Source organism: Stomatohabitans albus (genome assembly GCF_036336025.1).
In the GTDB taxonomy this organism is placed as follows: domain Bacteria; phylum Actinomycetota; class Nitriliruptoria; order Euzebyales; family Euzebyaceae; genus Stomatohabitans; species Stomatohabitans albus.
This window is the reverse complement of record NZ_JAYKKE010000001.1, coordinates 797,860-813,895: the sequence shown is the minus strand read 5'-3', so window position 1 is coordinate 813,895 and position 16,036 is coordinate 797,860. Positions and strand designations below refer to the sequence as shown.

Annotated in this window: 14 protein-coding genes, 4 tRNA genes and 1 other RNA gene; 7 read left to right on the top strand and 12 right to left on the bottom strand. The window is 52.1% G+C overall.

What is annotated here, in order from left to right:
- Positions 1 to 183: 183 nt before the first annotated feature.
- Both VCU37_RS03630 and VCU37_RS03625 read left to right on the top strand, forming a co-directional pair.
- On the top strand, positions 184 to 741 hold the full coding sequence (locus VCU37_RS03630; protein WP_336249259.1) for a hypothetical protein: 558 nt from the start codon (positions 184 to 186) through the stop codon (positions 739 to 741).
- The gene (locus VCU37_RS03625; RefSeq protein ID WP_336249258.1) at positions 742 to 2,805 is read left to right on the top strand and encodes a chloride channel protein; all 2,064 of its coding nucleotides are present in this window, start codon (positions 742 to 744) and stop codon (positions 2,803 to 2,805) included.
- 11 nt (positions 2,806 to 2,816) lie between these two features.
- Here VCU37_RS03625 and VCU37_RS03620 read toward each other — a convergent pair whose 3' ends face one another.
- The gene (locus tag VCU37_RS03620; RefSeq protein WP_336249257.1) at positions 2,817 to 4,568 is read right to left on the bottom strand and encodes an RNA polymerase sigma factor; all 1,752 of its coding nucleotides are present in this window, start codon (positions 4,566 to 4,568) and stop codon (positions 2,817 to 2,819) included.
- Between the two features lie 221 nt (positions 4,569 to 4,789).
- Between VCU37_RS03620 and VCU37_RS03615 the strand changes: the two genes are divergently transcribed.
- Together VCU37_RS03615 and VCU37_RS03610 are read left to right on the top strand one after the other, a co-directional pair.
- Positions 4,790 to 5,698: a metallophosphoesterase gene (locus tag VCU37_RS03615; protein ID WP_336249256.1), complete on the top strand. Its 909-nt coding sequence runs from the start codon at positions 4,790 to 4,792 to the stop codon at positions 5,696 to 5,698.
- Positions 5,699 to 5,725: 27 nt separating this feature from the next.
- Positions 5,726 to 6,334 (top strand): hypothetical protein, encoded by a 609-nt coding sequence (locus VCU37_RS03610; RefSeq protein WP_336249255.1) that lies wholly within the window; start codon positions 5,726 to 5,728, stop codon positions 6,332 to 6,334.
- Positions 6,335 to 6,438: 104 nt separating this feature from the next.
- Here the strand turns inward: VCU37_RS03610 and VCU37_RS03605 are convergent, their stop codons facing one another.
- The 8 genes from VCU37_RS03605 to VCU37_RS03570 all read right to left on the bottom strand — a co-directional run bounded on the left by VCU37_RS03605 (position 6,439) and on the right by VCU37_RS03570 (position 13,270).
- Positions 6,439 to 6,930 carry a hypothetical protein gene (locus tag VCU37_RS03605; RefSeq protein WP_336249254.1) on the bottom strand — a complete coding sequence of 164 codons (492 nt, stop codon included), beginning with the start codon at positions 6,928 to 6,930 and terminating at the stop codon, positions 6,439 to 6,441.
- Positions 6,931 to 7,357: 427 nt separating this feature from the next.
- A tRNA-Pro gene (locus tag VCU37_RS03600) sits at positions 7,358 to 7,431 on the bottom strand.
- A gap of 89 nt (positions 7,432 to 7,520) precedes the next feature.
- On the bottom strand, positions 7,521 to 8,561 hold the full coding sequence (locus tag VCU37_RS03595) for an aspartate-semialdehyde dehydrogenase (RefSeq protein ID WP_336249253.1): 1,041 nt from the start codon (positions 8,559 to 8,561) through the stop codon (positions 7,521 to 7,523).
- On the bottom strand, positions 8,558 to 9,826 hold the full coding sequence (locus VCU37_RS03590; RefSeq protein ID WP_336249252.1) for an aspartate kinase: 1,269 nt from the start codon (positions 9,824 to 9,826) through the stop codon (positions 8,558 to 8,560). The genes VCU37_RS03595 and VCU37_RS03590 overlap by 4 nt, the downstream gene beginning before the upstream one ends.
- Before the next feature lie 93 nt (positions 9,827 to 9,919).
- Entirely contained in the window at positions 9,920 to 10,528 is a 609-nt protein-coding gene (recR, locus tag VCU37_RS03585; RefSeq protein WP_336249251.1) for a recombination mediator RecR, read from the bottom strand.
- 5 nt (positions 10,529 to 10,533) lie between these two features.
- On the bottom strand, positions 10,534 to 10,851 hold the full coding sequence (locus VCU37_RS03580; protein WP_418896434.1) for a YbaB/EbfC family nucleoid-associated protein: 318 nt from the start codon (positions 10,849 to 10,851) through the stop codon (positions 10,534 to 10,536).
- A 51-nt stretch (positions 10,852 to 10,902) separates the two neighbouring features.
- Complete coding sequence (dnaX, locus tag VCU37_RS03575) at positions 10,903 to 13,056, bottom strand: DNA polymerase III subunit gamma/tau (protein ID WP_336249250.1); 2,154 nt, start codon at positions 13,054 to 13,056, stop codon at positions 10,903 to 10,905.
- Positions 13,057 to 13,178: 122 nt separating this feature from the next.
- Positions 13,179 to 13,270 (bottom strand) — tRNA-Ser (locus tag VCU37_RS03570).
- A gap of 83 nt (positions 13,271 to 13,353) precedes the next feature.
- Between VCU37_RS03570 and ffs the strand changes: the two genes are divergently transcribed.
- An RNA gene (gene ffs / locus VCU37_RS03565) (signal recognition particle sRNA small type) lies at positions 13,354 to 13,454 on the top strand.
- Positions 13,455 to 13,496: 42 nt separating this feature from the next.
- On the opposite strand, the gene VCU37_RS03560 is transcribed toward ffs, so the two are convergent.
- Positions 13,497 to 14,201 (bottom strand): DNA alkylation repair protein, encoded by a 705-nt coding sequence (locus VCU37_RS03560; RefSeq protein WP_336249249.1) that lies wholly within the window; start codon positions 14,199 to 14,201, stop codon positions 13,497 to 13,499.
- Positions 14,202 to 14,376: 175 nt separating this feature from the next.
- Between VCU37_RS03560 and tadA the strand changes: the two genes are divergently transcribed.
- A complete protein-coding gene (gene tadA, locus VCU37_RS03555) occupies positions 14,377 to 14,871 on the top strand; it encodes a tRNA adenosine(34) deaminase TadA (protein ID WP_336249248.1) in 495 nt (164 codons plus the stop codon).
- Between the two features lie 21 nt (positions 14,872 to 14,892).
- Here tadA and VCU37_RS03550 read toward each other — a convergent pair.
- A tRNA-Ser gene (locus VCU37_RS03550) sits at positions 14,893 to 14,984 on the bottom strand.
- A 164-nt stretch (positions 14,985 to 15,148) separates the two neighbouring features.
- Positions 15,149 to 15,225, bottom strand: a tRNA-Arg gene (locus VCU37_RS03545).
- A 91-nt stretch (positions 15,226 to 15,316) separates the two neighbouring features.
- Between VCU37_RS03545 and VCU37_RS03540 the strand changes: the two genes are divergently transcribed.
- Positions 15,317 to 16,030 carry a hypothetical protein gene (locus tag VCU37_RS03540; RefSeq protein WP_336249247.1) on the top strand — a complete coding sequence of 238 codons (714 nt, stop codon included), beginning with the start codon at positions 15,317 to 15,319 and terminating at the stop codon, positions 16,028 to 16,030.
- Positions 16,031 to 16,036 lie beyond the last annotated feature (6 nt).

Genomic DNA, 16,036 nt, shown 5'->3' with positions numbered 1-16,036 from the left:
ACTATCAACCAAATTGTGAACGGAACAGAATACTTAAGATTATTTGAAGTAATTTTGATTCAAATTGAGCAAATTAGTACTTTAGTATCTATGCTATAAAGCGAGTATCAAAGGATAAAGCTTATTAAGAATAATCCCTACTCGTCGTTACCAACTAATTACACACCGACAGGAATGAATCAGATGACCTCACAAGAACATGCTGTTGAACGCTACATGCGAGCTCTCAATGATCCTAAGAGCCTTGTTGATGAAACTGAAGTTTCAGCTATCGAGGACAAACTCGCAAAAGCGAACAGCCCTCTTGAACGTTTGCGTCTTCAGTCTAAATTACAGGATCTACGCAGCCCCTCTCTTGAAGGTTTAGAGGATGACTTCATTGCTAATGCTCAAGAATGGGCAGAAACTAATGGTGTCACCGTTGAAGCGTTCCTTGCAGAAGGCGTACCGGCGGATGTTTTGAATCGCGCTGGGTTTAAAGTTAAAACTCGTGGTCGCCGCAAGGGAACAGTTTCATCTCGTCCGCGTGCACCACGTGTATCAAAGAATGTTATTCGTGAACACATTCCCGCCAAAGGGTTATTCACTGTCGCTCAGCTTGTTGCAGCCTGCCAAGGGACAGAGGCAACCGTTCGCAAAACCCTGCAAGAAGAAATTGATGCAGGCAATGTTGTCGAACGCGGTATTGATGAAACCTACGAAGGCCGCGGGAAGGCACCAGTACGCTACGAGCACGTCTAAATGCACCCTGCACCATCGCTATTTGAGCGATTCCGCCTCAGTATTGCGAAACGTGCTGATGGTGATGGGGCGCTCAATGTAGTTGCCATACTGACCGGGGTAGCCACTGCCTTGGTCAGTGTTGCGTTATTAAAACTTATTGGTGTTGTTCACACCTGGGGGTTTGGTTCAAACCCATCGATTGCGACAACGTTGCTTGTTCCAATTATTGGTGGAGCACTCGTTAGTTTAGTGTTATGGCTTAGTCCTGGTTCTGGAGGACCAGGGACGTCTGAGACCCTTAATGCGGTTGCACGCAATACCCGACTTCCTGCGCACACGATTGTGGGTAAAACTGTAGCGAGTGCTATCGCAATAGGTACTGGTGCATCGGGTGGGCGAGAAGGCCCATCGGTTCAAATTGGGGCTACTATCGGTCAAGTTTTCAGTCGGTTTGTTGCCATGGATACAGAACAAACACGCACCATGATGGCCGCCGGAGCTGCAGCCGGTATTTCTGCGGCATTTAATGCACCAATTGCAGGCATGATTTTCGCTATGGAAGTGATAATCGGCGGATTTGCCGTGCGTAGTTTGCAAGCTGTTGTGGTTGCATCAGTTGTGGCGTCAGTTGTCGCACAAATGTTATTAGGTAATCCCGTGCACTACGCCGTTCATGGTGAATATGCCTTAAACCACCCGCTTGAATTAATTGGCTATCTTCTCCTTGGCCTCGGTGCGGCAATGATTGCACGCGCACTGATGTTGGCTCGCTACCACTCAGCCACATTCTTAAAACTTGATCACGTACCCACCGTCTTTAAACCGATTATCGCTGGGGCAGTGATCGGAATATTTGCCCTTGGGATGCCAGAAGTTGTGGGTATGGGAGATCATTTGCCGGCTCTGGCTAATCTCAGTCCATCAATCGGTACCAGTCCCCTCCTCACCTTCATACAGGGGGGTCCAACAACTGGCATAGCTGGCATTTTGCTTGTGGGTGTCCTCATTATCACCAAAATTATGGCATCCGGGGTTTCTATTAATCTCGGTCAACCGGTGGGCACATTAGCGCCCTGCCTCTTTATTGGTGCCGCTTGGGGAACGATGAGTGCACAAATCTTTGGCATCATTCTTGATACGGAGTCGGTCTCCCCTGGGGCATTTGCTGTGGTGGGTATGGCCGCAGTGCTCGGTGCATCTATGAAAGCGCCGATGACCGCTATTTTGCTGATCTTTGAGTTAACAGGTGCATACAATCTTGTGGTTCCCATGATGTTGGCCACGGGCGTCAGTGTGTTCCTCGCAGATCGGCTATGGAACCATTCAATGTTCACGTGGGCGTTATATGAAACAGGTGAACGCAAACTTGCACCGGAAACACAAGATGTACTCCAATGTGTTGGTGTAGAAGAGATTATGTCGGGGACGCCGCATACGGTGTCACCAGATATGACCGTTGCCGAGTTAAAAACGCTCTTTGCAGACAAGATGATTAATTCGGCACCCGTTGTCCAAGATGGCACCTTATTAGGCATCGTTTCTGGATCTGATATTCGTGACCATGCGGATCTCATCGCGCGTTCAGGGATCGACCAAACCTATGTAGATGACATCGCTACCCAACGCGTTACTACAGTCACCACAGCGGACATGGCGTGGACCGCAATGCGCCGAATGAGCCTACTTAACGTTGGCCGACTTCCGGTCGTGGACCCGACTGATCGTACAAAATTAATTGGCCTTGTCAGTCGGGCTGATCTTGTACGCGCCTATCAACATGGGTTAGTACGCTCACTAAGTGACCAGCAAGCACGTGAACAATCACGGCTTCGCAATCTGGGTGGCACGAGTTTCCGGGAAGCCGTTGTTCACCAGGATTCGGTTGTGGCCAACCGCACCGTGGCCACTATCTCCTGGCCCGTCCAGACCGTTTTGGTGAGTATCCAGCGAGATGGCGACGTGACCATGCCTAACGGGAATACCACACTGCTCCCGGGAGACACCGTTGTGTATGTTGCACCAACCGCTAGCGCTGACGCGGTGGAAGATCTCATCGCGAACCCATCAAAGGTTCATGACTAAGGTCCTCTTACTTATGAACAGGGTTGAATAACAATCGTTCCTCGGTTCGCTTCAATGGTGTTGCCTAACTTGTCCGTGGCAATTACCGTCATATTCAGCTCACCTGGTTCAGCGATGGGACCAAAGATGCCTTGCCAGATATTGTTTTGGCCGGTATCAGTCAAAACCTGGTTGTAACTCTTGCCTTCTGCGTTGTGTCCGGTGACCGTGACTTCACGGACACCCGCGCTGTCCTCGACAGGCAGAGATACGGTGAGGGGTTGGCTACACGATTGGGGTTGAGGCGAAATGGTTAGTTCGCCAACTTGGGGGGGAAGCCCTGCGTGAGACTGAACACGGACGGATGAAACACCCGTTTCGACGCCGCCCCATGCAATATCAATCTGGCCAGATTGGTCGGTACTATCACTCACCGTGCCTAAGGTGAGAGCAACTTCAACGGTGGTACCAGGGGCAAGGGACCCTGATGATGGCCGCGTTTCTACCCAATCGGGGAGTTGTTTAATATGCCAGTCCAACGCTGTCCCGCCGGTATTTGCTAACAACATTGACGTCGAAGTACCACTCTCAACGGGAAGGACGCCAGAAGGAACGGTTAACCGGCCCGGTAAACCGGCTTGTGCTGATGGTGAGGCTACCCCTTGCCCACTGGTACTTGCGGATGATTCGGCGATCGCGGACTCAGTTAATCGCGTCGGACCAAGCACCGTTTGGGCACTGAGAGTGGCAGCAACACCAACGGCAAGACCCCCAAGTGCAGAAACAACGGCAAGGGTACGTCTTGACTGGCGTGTCCGTTTCCGAGATTTTCTCTTTGTGGAGGCATCAGGTGCTTCAATTGGCCCTCCTGGCCATGCACCGGGTGGAATCGTTGCGTCGTCATCATCTACGGCAATTTCAACCGGTTTCATTCCCTGTTCACTGGCTGAAGCGCGTAACTGCTCAGCCATATTGAGCCGTTCAATCACGACAACCTGCAAGCCTGCAGGGGCCGGTGTGAGTGGCACTGAGGCAAAACTATTGAGGGGATCATCCAGATTGGTCTTCACCCATTCCATCGCCTCAGGGTGGTCAGCAATACGCTGTGCAGCTTCTCGATGGACGAGTGGTGTGAAATCCCCATCCCACGCCAAGGCAAGATCATAAAGCGGCGATAGGGCGGGGATGGGGTGCTCTGGATGGCTTCGTTGCCAAGACAATGCCATCAGGGCTGATAATTGGGTTCGTAAGGCTGCAGAAGTCGTTTCCCACAATAATTCATTACTTGCTGAACTAATGCCCAAGATGGCGGCTTGATCGGCAGCATTGATGCCGTGGCGCAAACGGAGATTGGCCATGAGCTGATCTCGTTCGGTGGCCCCTTCAAGTGCAGTCCACATCAAGTGACCGCGGCAAATGGGATCTGTTACATCGTGTTCTGGAAGATGGACCACACGGTCATCTGAGGCGATGCGGGTGCCAATCCAATTTGAGAGGTGCTCACGTAAGAGGCGGTACATCCAGACACTTAACGTGAACGAGTCGGTATTTGGACATGAGTGACTGGCTTCTACAATGACGTCAGCAACAAGGGCCGCAGCTACGTCATTGTCGTGTGTGCAAGACAATGCAAGGTCAAAGAGCCGATCAGCAAAACGTGCGTAGAGTGCTTGTCCAACGGACGAATCGCCTTGTTTTATCGCAGCAAGCAATTTGCCGGTGCTGTCGAACAAGCCATCGTGCTCTTGAACTCCCCCTTCATTGGGGGCGCGCAGTGCTCGCACTCTATCCCTTTAGTCATGGGGGCTTTCTCTAGCTGTCCGACCCCTCGCCTATCTGCCAGTTCATTATTGACCTGTCTATGTGGACAGGTTTCCCAGTGTAAACCCTGACACAAAATCACAACACACTGCCCACACCGTCTATGCAAAAGTCAGGTTTTACAAGGGTTTAGACACGTAATCTTGTGGTTACACAAACCGTGAACGCTGAAAAGGAGTCAGTGGTGAGCAACCGTTTTATTGCCCGAAGCGCGTTGGGGCTTGCTGGAATGGCCGCTACCTGTTTTCTCTACGGTGTGGCTATTGAACGCCGCTGGTACACCACTCGATTCGACACGATCCACCGTGACCGTCCCGTGGTATCTCCCTTGCGAATCGCCCTCTTTAGTGATTTACATTATCGGCCCGGTCAAGAGCATCGTCTGCACTATGTGATGAATGCGGTGGTCGATGCGCAGCCAGATTTGATTGTCTCAGCGGGTGACAATCTGGAACATGCGGGGGGTATGGATGCTGTCATTGCCACCCATGCTGCGATGACAGCCGCATTGCCTTCGGTACCAGCTATTGCGGCATTGGGTGCCCATGACTACTGGGGGCCGACACCAGCACTGAATCCATTTCGATATTTTGTTTCACGTACCAGTAATGTCAAACCTACCGGTGAACGATTTAACACCGATCGGTTTATCGCCGGTCTAGAGGATGCCGGGTGGATCGTTCCGGTGAATGGTCAAGGAGTTCTTACCTCACCACAGGGCCGTATTCATTTCAGTGTTGTTGACGATCCGCATATTGGCCGTGATGACTTGGGTGCGGTTGCCCACCAACCTAACGAACCTGTAGTGATACAACTTGGAATCACCCATGCCCCCTATCGCCGGGTCTTGGACCACTATGTAGGCATTGGGTGTGACCTTATTCTTGCCGGCCACACCCATGGTGGACAGGTCTGTGTACCGTTTTATGGGGCACTTGTCACCAATTGCGATCTCCCTCCTGCTCAAGCAAGTGGGCTGAGTTACCACCGTGATACCCCACTCGTGGTTACCGCAGGCCTCGGTCATTCAACCTATGCGCCGTTCCGGTTTGCATGCCGCCCTGAGGTACGCATTATTGATATTCAGATGTAGGAGCATAACCACAATACGTAGGAAGGTATGACCCGTATGGATTTCGTGTATGGGCTAGACGACATTGCCAACGCCGAGGGAGCTCGATCACGTACCCTTCTCGCGCTCCTGCCAGAGTCTGAACCGATTGAGCTAAGCGTTGGTAATACCCTCATAGAGATTGATGGCGAGGGGCAACCTGAGCGGCATCTATGGAATGTCGTCATGGGGCTCTTTCGTCATTTTCGTTCTATAGATACTGAGCCCGAACTGCTCGGTATGGAAGGGCGTGAGGGTCCACAAGGGCTTGCGCTCTTATCTCATGTTGATGATGAACTCTATCGTCGGCTAGAGAATGAAACGGCACCGTACCACCCAATTGTGGCTGTTTTTCCTGCTGTTGATGGGTTACCTGAGGATCATGCCTCAACATTTCAAACCCTCGTCCTTAAGAGCGGACGAGTAGGTATCCATATCATTACGACCGTATGTCATGCTGGTCTGTTACCGATGCTATTTGCACAACATATCAAAACAGATGACCCTACCGGTTATGGCGGAGTACTTGTTGGGAAGCACGATGCCCCCGATATTGCGTTTAATGCACCTCACTTTGAGCGCCAAGATATTAACCACTTTAAAAAATCACTTCGGTAATACCTACATATTTCCTACTAGGTTTATCAAACTCATTCACACACAAAAAGTGTTGGGTTTGACATGTACCTATGCCAAACCCAACACCTGATTGTCAAGTAATGCTAGCGACGGAAATGCGGAAGGCGATTAAGCGCCGGATCATCTGTATTCCGCGGATAATCGTTGGGGTCTGAGTAACTTGGTTCTACAGTTAAGGTGAATGACTGTAGCCACTTGTTACGACGCCCCTTTAAGAAGACATTGACATTATAGTCTTGAGCGAACGGAGTACTTCCACTGATTGTTTTAGTGTCGTGGTCATAGTTCACACCGTAGGGCAAGCTATTGATAAGAACGGTGAAATCATCAGCATTGTGAATATATGGCCCTAAATCCAATGTGAAGTACTCACCAGATTTAACCGTAATGTCTGGAATATCCGTTGAGACTTGACGCGCCTGGTTGTACCGAGGATGACTTGCAGTGTTGGCTACGTCGTGACTATTCCATGGAGCGGCAGAAGCTGACGTTGTTGGAAGCACGGTGAATGCGGAGGCCGCGATACCCAATGCGAGTGCTGAGCTGATTAATCGTTTAGATGCTATGAATGACATATATCCATCACCTTTCTCATTTAATATTTGGTTCCAAGTTCGTATTTACTTTTGGAGAACCATTAATGACATCTCTTAGATGACTTGTCGAATGAGAGTCCCAAAAATAGAGGGAGAGGTAAAACAGGTTTATTTACTATCGGATATGTAAAGGTAATAAGATGTTAAATCTACCTACCTAACAAATGCGATAGAATAAAGATGCGACAAAGAAGCTTGCTTTGAAAGCTACCAAAGCCTATTCGTACATATCTTTTGGACGACTTCGCAAAGAGTACCTAAATACTCCCATTGCGGGCAAACGTTATATGAGTCAATAACGTAAGTTATTTACTACATGCAACTACCCGCTATTCCAGCTAGGGCAATCAATAGCTCGAAGTATCCTGCAACGTGAAAGAACCGCCTATGCAGGCGGTTCTTATCGTCGGGATGCGGGGACTTGAACCCCGGACCTCTTCGTCCCGAACGAAGCGCGCTACCAAGCTGCGCCACATCCCGATTGGGCCGTTATGGTACATGGCTTTGAGCAGATACGCACTGTTCTTACGCTAAGAAGTTATCAGTAAACGATACGTAATCTTTTCAGCTCAGGCGTGACCACGTTCAATCAACGCTTCAGCGATTTGAACCGCATTTAATGCCGCCCCTTTGCGCAGGTTATCCCCGACCACCCAAAGGTTGAGGGTATGGTCATCAAAGAGATCTTGACGTACACGACCAACCGCAACGGGATCTCCACCGGCATAGGCCAGCGGGGTAGCAAACTCATCGAGGACCATTCCGTCAAATCCGGACATAGCCTCCAACGCAGCTTCACGTGTGACAGGGGCCGCAAACGTGGCCCGAACACTAATAGCATGGCCACTGACCACCGGAACGCGAACACACGTTGGGGCAACCTTTAAGGCGGGGATACCGAGAATCTTCCGGCTCTCAAAGAGCAGTTTCAGTTCTTCATCGGTATAGCCATTGTCTTGCATATTCCCCAACATTGGCACAACGTTGTAGGCCAGCGGAGACATGAATACCTCAGGGGTTACCTGACCAATGGCGTCTACCCCATCATGGCGCAATGCATCCCGGTGATGGATAAGCACATCGACTTGGGCATGAAGTTCATCAATTCCACTTTGTCCTGCCCCACCGGCCGCCTGATAGGTTGAGCACACCATTTCAGTCAGCCCAAAGGCATCATGCAGCGCTTTCATGGGCAACATAACCGCCATCGTTGTGCAATTCGGGTTCGCCACAATGCCCTTTACCGGTCGTGTATCCAAGGCATCTGCATTCACTTCCGCAACAACGAGTGGTACATCGGGGTCACTTCGAAATGCGGAGGAATTGTCTACAACCAGAGCACCAGCTTCAACGGCCTTAGGTGCGTATTCCAACGAACGACTACCACCCGCAGAAAAGAGGGCGATGTTAACGCCATCAAAAGCGTTCGGTGATGCCAGGTCGCGCACTTCAATAGTTTGCTCACCGTGGTCAATAGACCGCCCTGCACTGCGCGCAGAGGCAAGAAAAACCCAATGGTCAGCTTCTACCTGCCGTTCCAATAGAATTGAGCGGATTTCCTCACCCACTGCCCCTGTGGCGCCGACAACCGCAATAGTCCGGGCACTCACCCTCGGCTCCCTTCAACGGCAACAGCCTGGTCACCATCTAGCCCAAATGCGGCATGGATGGCTCGCACAGCTTCGTCAATGTCATCTTCATCAATGACAACTGAAACACGGATCGTAGATGTAGAAATAATTTGAATATTGATATTGGCATCACGGAGGGCTTCAAACATTTTGGCAGCCACCCCCGGATTTGTTTTCATGCCAGCACCAACAAGGGAAACTTTGCCAATTCGGTCTTCAATCTCAAACCCGGGCGATCCCAACGCGGCTGCAACTGGATGAAGGACACGTTCAACGGTGTCACGATCACTTTCAGGGAATGTAAACGTCATATCTGTTTTTGCGCTCTCAGAGACGTTTTGCACAATCATGTCCACGTTCACATTCGCATCAGCTAATGCCGAGAAAATCGCGGCGCTGACGCCAGGGCGATCTGGAATAGAGCGCAATGTTGCTTTGGCTTCACTTGAATCGTGGGCAACCCCAGCGATGACGGCATGTTCCATTTCATCCTCCTTGGCGTAGACCCAAGTTCCTGGTTGTTGAGAGAACGATGAACGCACGTGAATATCAACCCCGTGGTTGCGTCCAAATTCCACGCTCCGGAGCTGGAGAATCCCCGCCCCGGCAGCACTCATCTCAAGCATTTCTTCTGCACTAATACGATCAAGCTTGCGAGCATTAGGAACGATGCGCGGATCTGCAGAGAACACCCCATCCACATCGGTATAAATCTCACACGCATCAGCCTCGAGCGCCGCAGCTAGGGCTACCGCCGTGGTATCTGACCCCCCACGTCCCAAGGTTGTTACATCTTTCGTGTTTTCACTAACCCCTTGGAAGCCCGCCACAATGGCGATTTCTCCGGCATTAACACAGTCGAGTACACGTTGTGGGGTAATACGCAAAATCTTTGCTTTACCGTGAATATCATCGGTGATGATGCCGGCCTGGCTGCCGGTGAAACTACGCGCTTTGCCGCCTTCTTCGGCAATAGCCATCGCGAGCAAACTCATCGTCACCCGTTCACCGGTGGTGTACAACATGTCCATCTCACGACCACCAGGACGCCGGGTGATACGTTCAGCCATGGTTACAAGGTCATCAGTGGACTTTCCCATCGCGCTGACCACCACAACAACGCGATAGCCTGCTTTCTGGGTGCGTAGCACACGATCAGCTACCCGTTCGATCCGGTCGGTTGTTGCCACACTCGTCCCACCAAATTTTTGGACGATGATCGGGAGATCTGCCGGTTCTGTCATGGGGAACAAGACTACATGTCAGATTTCGTGTGGTTGTAGCCAAAATGGGCGTCGATCAGGCACGCCACTTTCAGAGCCTATCAATGACTCTTTCTAGTTCTCCATAGCGGTGCGCCCTGCAAAGGCACGCCCCAAGGTGACTTGGTCCGCATATTCGAGGTCACCACCTACAGGAAGCCCGCTGGCAATACGTGTTACGCGAACCCCTGGATGCTGGCGCTCAATCTGTTGGCGCACATAGTTCGCGGTTGTTTCACCATCAACGGTGGATGAAAACGCCAACACGACTTCATTCAAATCACTGAGCTGGGAAATCCGCTGTACCAGCGTGTCGATATGAAGCTGATCAGGGGTAATGCCGTTAATCGGCATCAAGAGACCACCGAGCACATGGTACCGACCCCGGAACTCCCCCGTTTTCTCAATAGCTTGGATATCCCGTGCCTCAGCAACAACGCACAACACATCATCACCGCGTCGCGTATCCGCACAAATACGGCAGATTTGTCCCTCGGCAACGTTGTGGCATTGAGCACAAAGATGAACATCGCGCCCTGCTGCCATGATGGCATCCGCAAGACGTTCAATCTCAGCGGTCGGCTGATCAAGAAGATGGAACGCCAACCGCTGAGCGCTTTTGGGGCCTATCCCAGGAAGGCGCCCTAGCTCATCAATGAGCCGTTGAACCGGCCCTTCGTACATTGTGGTTACAGCAGTCCCGGTGGGAGACCCAGACCGCCAGCAATGCCACCCATCACTTCACCTTCGAGCTCTTTGGCCGCCGTAATGGCCTCATTGACTCCAGCCAAAATTAAGTCCTGCAACATTTCAACGTCGTCAGGGTCAACAACCTCAGGCTTAATTTCAATACCCGTTACCATGCCATCGCCGGTGATGGAAACGCTAACGGTACCGCCACCAACCGTGACAGTCGTTTCTTGTTCTGCCAACTCCTCTTGAGCGGCAGTCATCTTCTTCATCATGGCCTGGGCCTGACGCATCATCTGCTGTTGCTGATTGCTCATAGTTCTTCCTTTACTGAAATGGTTGACCTCATAGGGTAGACGGCGATGCGCCTATTCGAAGTCTCTGGCACCAAGTTCTCGTTTAACGAGTGAGACCGCATCTTGAAACTGTTGTTCAGGATCAACCTGAACCACACGATCATCGATGAGTGGTTCAATCTCTTCAACGGGTTCTACGGCTGGTTCAGCCACCGCTGTAGGTTCAGCTTGTTCGTTTGTTTCTGATTCAACCTTGACAGCGGTACCTAGCAATGTTGACATATGACGGCTGGCGACAGCTTTAGCGTCCGCTTCACTCGCCATATCAGCGTGGAATTGGTACCGATACCCAATGGTCACCGTTGTTGAATCTACGCGGATCGGTTCTCCCTGACTATAAATTGATCCGATACGTTTGGATTCACCCATGATCAGGCCGAGGGCTTGATTCCAAAGCGCATTTACCGTTGCGATATCGAGGCGAGGTGCGTCTTCAGTCGTTGCTTCTTTGTCGGCCACCGCTTGCACCGTGGCCTGCTCGGGGTGGTGGTCAGACGCGACCACTTCAGGGCCTGGTTCTATTTCAGGGTCTGGTTCTATTTCAGGGGCTGGTTCTGGTGGAGCTGGTTCAGACTCAACCACAGGTTCATCGGGTGATACATCTTGGCCTGGAGGTGGACTGACCTGGGTCGATGGCAGTGGTGCGGGGGCATCTTCATCGGCACTAAAGAGCGATTCTCGCTGCGGTGCAAGCTCCTGTTCGGCCACCGCATCAAGCACCTCACCCTCCAGTGGTACCGCGCGCTCACTTGCTGACTGCAGTGCGTCGTCGGGCTGAACCGATGCAGCCGCGTTCTGCTCCGCTTGAGTATTCTTTTCTTCAGACGCACGATGTTCCTGAGGTTCAGGTTCGACAGCGTGCTGGTGTGATTCGGCTCCGGCTTGTTCTGAAGGTGTGGCAACAACATTGCCTGGAGCAGACGAAGAACGGGGCTGTTGCGTGTTCGGCTCAGTTCCTGCTGCTGAGGCCGGTGAAGGCTGCTGGCTTGGTGCGTTTGCCTGCGTGCTCGCCGTTGGAGCCGGTGTTCCCGCTCCCTGAGTACGTGGAGTAGGGGCGAGACGAGGCACTGGCTTGGCACGATCAGCGTCGTTGAGTACCGCCTTAGCGAGGGCTACTTCGAGGGGTAAGCGGGTGTTACCAGCCCGCATCCGTACCTGGGCATCATTCAAGATTTCTACGGCGAACAACAGCCGTTCAGTGTCTGCACTCGCCGCTTGAGCCTGCAACGCAGCTAGCCGTTCTGGGGTACCTTCAATCAGTCCCGAATCAGGCGCCGCACTTAAAATCAACAACTCCCGCAAATGATTTTGCGCATCAAGTGCGAACTGGCGGAGGTCAATGCCTTGGTCCGCAACACGCCCCACAAGTGCAAAGGCATCAGCAACGTCGGCCCGCGCGATAGCGTTCACCAACTGGTCTAATAAATCACTCGGAACCGTACCAAGGACACGATTAACCGATTCAACATCAATCGTATTGCCCGTGAATGCAATCACTTGATCCAGGACACTGAGCGTGTCACGAACACTGCCATCTCCAGCTCGCACAATCGGGGCCAAGGCTTCATCGGTAATCGTGACCTGTTCAGCAACACAAATGCGCTTGCAATGATCGGTCAGTACCTGGTCACTTACCCGACGAAAATCAAAACGCTGGGTGCGACTCAATACGGTTGGTAACACTTTGTGCGGCTCTGTCGTCGCAAAAATAAACACCACATGCCCAGGGGGTTCTTCAATCGTTTTTAAAAATGCATTCCAGGCTGAATTACTCAGCATATGGCATTCGTCAACAATATAAATACGAAGTCGGCCTTGGGTTGGGGAGTAGTTGATTTTGTCGCGGAGATCACGCACATCATCAACACCGCTATTTGAGGCTGCGTCAATTTCGATAACGTCCGGGCTGGAGCCCTCACGAATTGCAACCACGTTTGGGTCGTTCGGATCTGGATGAGAGGTTGGTCCTATTGAAGCGTTTAACCCCATCGCTAAGAGCCGTGCGGACGATGTTTTTCCGGTGCCACGAGGCCCACAAAACAGGTAGGCGTGATGCCAGCTTTGGGTATCAACCGCCCGAGCAAGTGTTTCAGTCACATGGTCTTGACCGACCACATCTGCGAATGAATCCGGACGGTACTTGCGATACAAGGACACGTGGGCCACAGATTCCTCCGTAAAAGAACGAACACTCAGAACAATTCACCTGAGAAACTAGCAGCTCCTCACCAACCCGAGGGTATCGAACGGATAAGTGCCCGAGCATATCGAACACGTAGGTGAGGGAGTGGCGGAGTCGGAGGGATTCGAACCCTCGAGGGCATTGCTACCCAACTGCCATTCCAAGACAGCGCCATAGGCCAGACTAGGCGACGACTCCAAAAACCCGCGTACGAGCGTGCGGAGCGACCAGATTAGCGTGGCCCTGCTACCCTGGCACGACCCGGTTTAGTAGCGGGTGAGTTCGAGGTCCCACGCGACGTCATCATTGTGAACCTGGTCAGGGCAGGAATGCAGCAGCCATAAGCGATTGAAGACGGGTGCCGTGGTTTAGCCGCGGGCTCACCTGCTAGTAGACCGGGTTTATTATGCCGCTCCCGTATCCCTTACCGTGGTTTTGCTACTGAGTGACTATCTGCCAAGTCTTTCGCAAGGTCCACATTGATATCAGGGGTGAAGGCGTTGGGATTGCGCCGTAAAAACCGTTCCACCGCTTGTGGGTTTGATGTGCGATAGGTCACGAGTGACCATGCAACTGCTTTGCGCACCATATGGTCTTCACTGCGACCATGTTGAAGGCAATAATCGAAGAGGCGCTTTTCATCTGTTGCTTGTCCAAAGGACAACTGGTGCAAGAGCGCTGAACGCACCATCCACCGCTGGGAGGTGCGCACCCACCGATCTGTAACATCGTGGCGGCCAGTGCGACGAATCCAAGGCCCCAAGATACGGACCGCAAACGGGTCAACGGTATCCCACCAAGGCTTGACCATGACCACTCGACGAGCCACATCGGGGAACGGTTCCTCAAGAAGATGGACATGGGTGGTGAGAAAGTCGTTTGCAAAGTACTGCATCTCACGCTCTCGACGCATCCAACACAGCTCCAATAAGTTAAGGAGCCAAAAATTGTGGGGACGTTCAGGTACACGTTCCAGAATCGACGCAACCGCACGGTCACGTGCCGGTCTCAATAGACCGTAATAGGTAAACCTACCTTCCAACCGCGCATACATTTGGTCTGCTAACACGGGGTTAGCAGCTTCTTTGAATGCGGCAGCTACCTCTTCCACCAGTTCCTCTGGACTCATGGATGCAACGTTACAAGAAGCAACCAAATCGCAACCCTCCGTGCCTGTCTACTTGCGCAGGTGGGTACTGCATTGTGGGACAGGTTTCAGTCTTTTTACAGACTTAAGACCACTGGGTGCAACGGTGTTCGCGCACAACGGTCCCGTGTGCAGCGGTCAGGCTTACAGTAGGGGTATGTGGGAACCCTGGATGCGACTAGCAATTGATGAAGCAAGGGCAGCCGCTCAGGATGAGGATGTCCCGGTTGGTGCCATTATCACTGACGGAGAGCAAGTGATTGCCACAGGGAGGAATCTTCGAGAGGTTATTCAAGACCCCACCGCCCATGCTGAGCTTGTGGCCATCAGAAACGCCGCACAACATCGCGGGAATTGGCATTTAGATGGGCTCACGCTGGTTGTTACGCTTGAACCGTGTGCCATGTGTGCCGGTGCGATCGTGCTTTCACGGCTTGACCGCGTGGTTTATGGGGCGACCGACCCCAAAGCCGGTGCAACTCGGTCGTTATATAACATCGCCGATGACCCGCGCCTCAACCATCGTGCCGACATTGTTACCGGCGTATTGGAGGACGAATGCGGCGAGATACTCCGGTCGTTTTTCAAAGAACGTCGCCTTCGCGCCAAAGCCAAAAAACAGTCTTCAGCGATCCCACCACAAGACGGATAAACCCTCTTTGCCGGACGATGTTGGCGGTGGAGGAGGGATTCGAACCCTCGAGGACATTGCTGCCCTACTCGCTTTCGAGGCGAGCGCACTAGGCCGGACTATGCGACTCCACCAGGTGATTGTGACTTCTTGCAGGGAAACAACCGGGGCTGTTCCGTGCAACGTATCCCGGTAACTTTACTGCCACCGATAGGCTTTAGCCGCACTTACCCCGCACAGGATAGGCCTATGGATACATTTGAAAACACAAAACCCACATCGGCTGATGTGGGTACGGTGGCGGGTCCAGAGGGAGTCGAACCCCCGACCTTCTGTTCCGTAGACAGACGCTCTATCCAGCTGAGCTATGGACCCAAGGGCGCATCAGTGTACAAGGGCGTTTACGAGAGCGCCACAAAATGTTTCATACACCTATGATTGCGTTTTCTTTGTCAAGCCTGGAGACATGATGGCGGACTCATCGGTATCGAAACCATTCAATCAACGCATCATCTTGTGTAAGGTCCTAGAGTCACTTACAACTCCCCAGTGGCATGCAGAAACGGTGTGCAAAGGGTGGAATGCTAGCCATATCGCCGCCCATCTGATCGTTCGTGAACGCAATCCATTTGCGGCCCTCGGCATCGTATTTCCTGCCTTTTCGGGCTTCCATACCCGCGGAGTAGCTAAGGTTTCAACCTATCCACGAGCCTGGCTCATTAATCGTCTTTATGACGGCCCCCCTTGGTGGACTCGCGTTGGCCAAATTCATATTGGAGAAGATTGGATTCATACCCAAGATATTGTCCGAGGTCATGCCACTGATGCTGATCCTAATCATGAACTAGAGATTGATTCGGGCACCCATCCCCCCGCTTTGTATACCGGATTGGTCCGTGCCTGTGATCGTTTTGCGCCTCTCGCATTTCGCGCCCTAGCCGGTCCGTTTCGTATCCACCTCACCGATGGCGAGGGATTTGAACGAACCTGGATGGTCCGTCCAGGTACCCGCTCAGCAGTTTTAGCCAACATGACCAATGTCGCACCAGATGTAACGATTACCGGATCCATTGGCGAACTGCTCTTAACACTGACCGGCCGTGAGCACGTTGCTACCGTCACCTACACCGGTAACCCCGACCACATCACAACAATTCGGAACGAGATTTCGGGGATTTAATCTAAA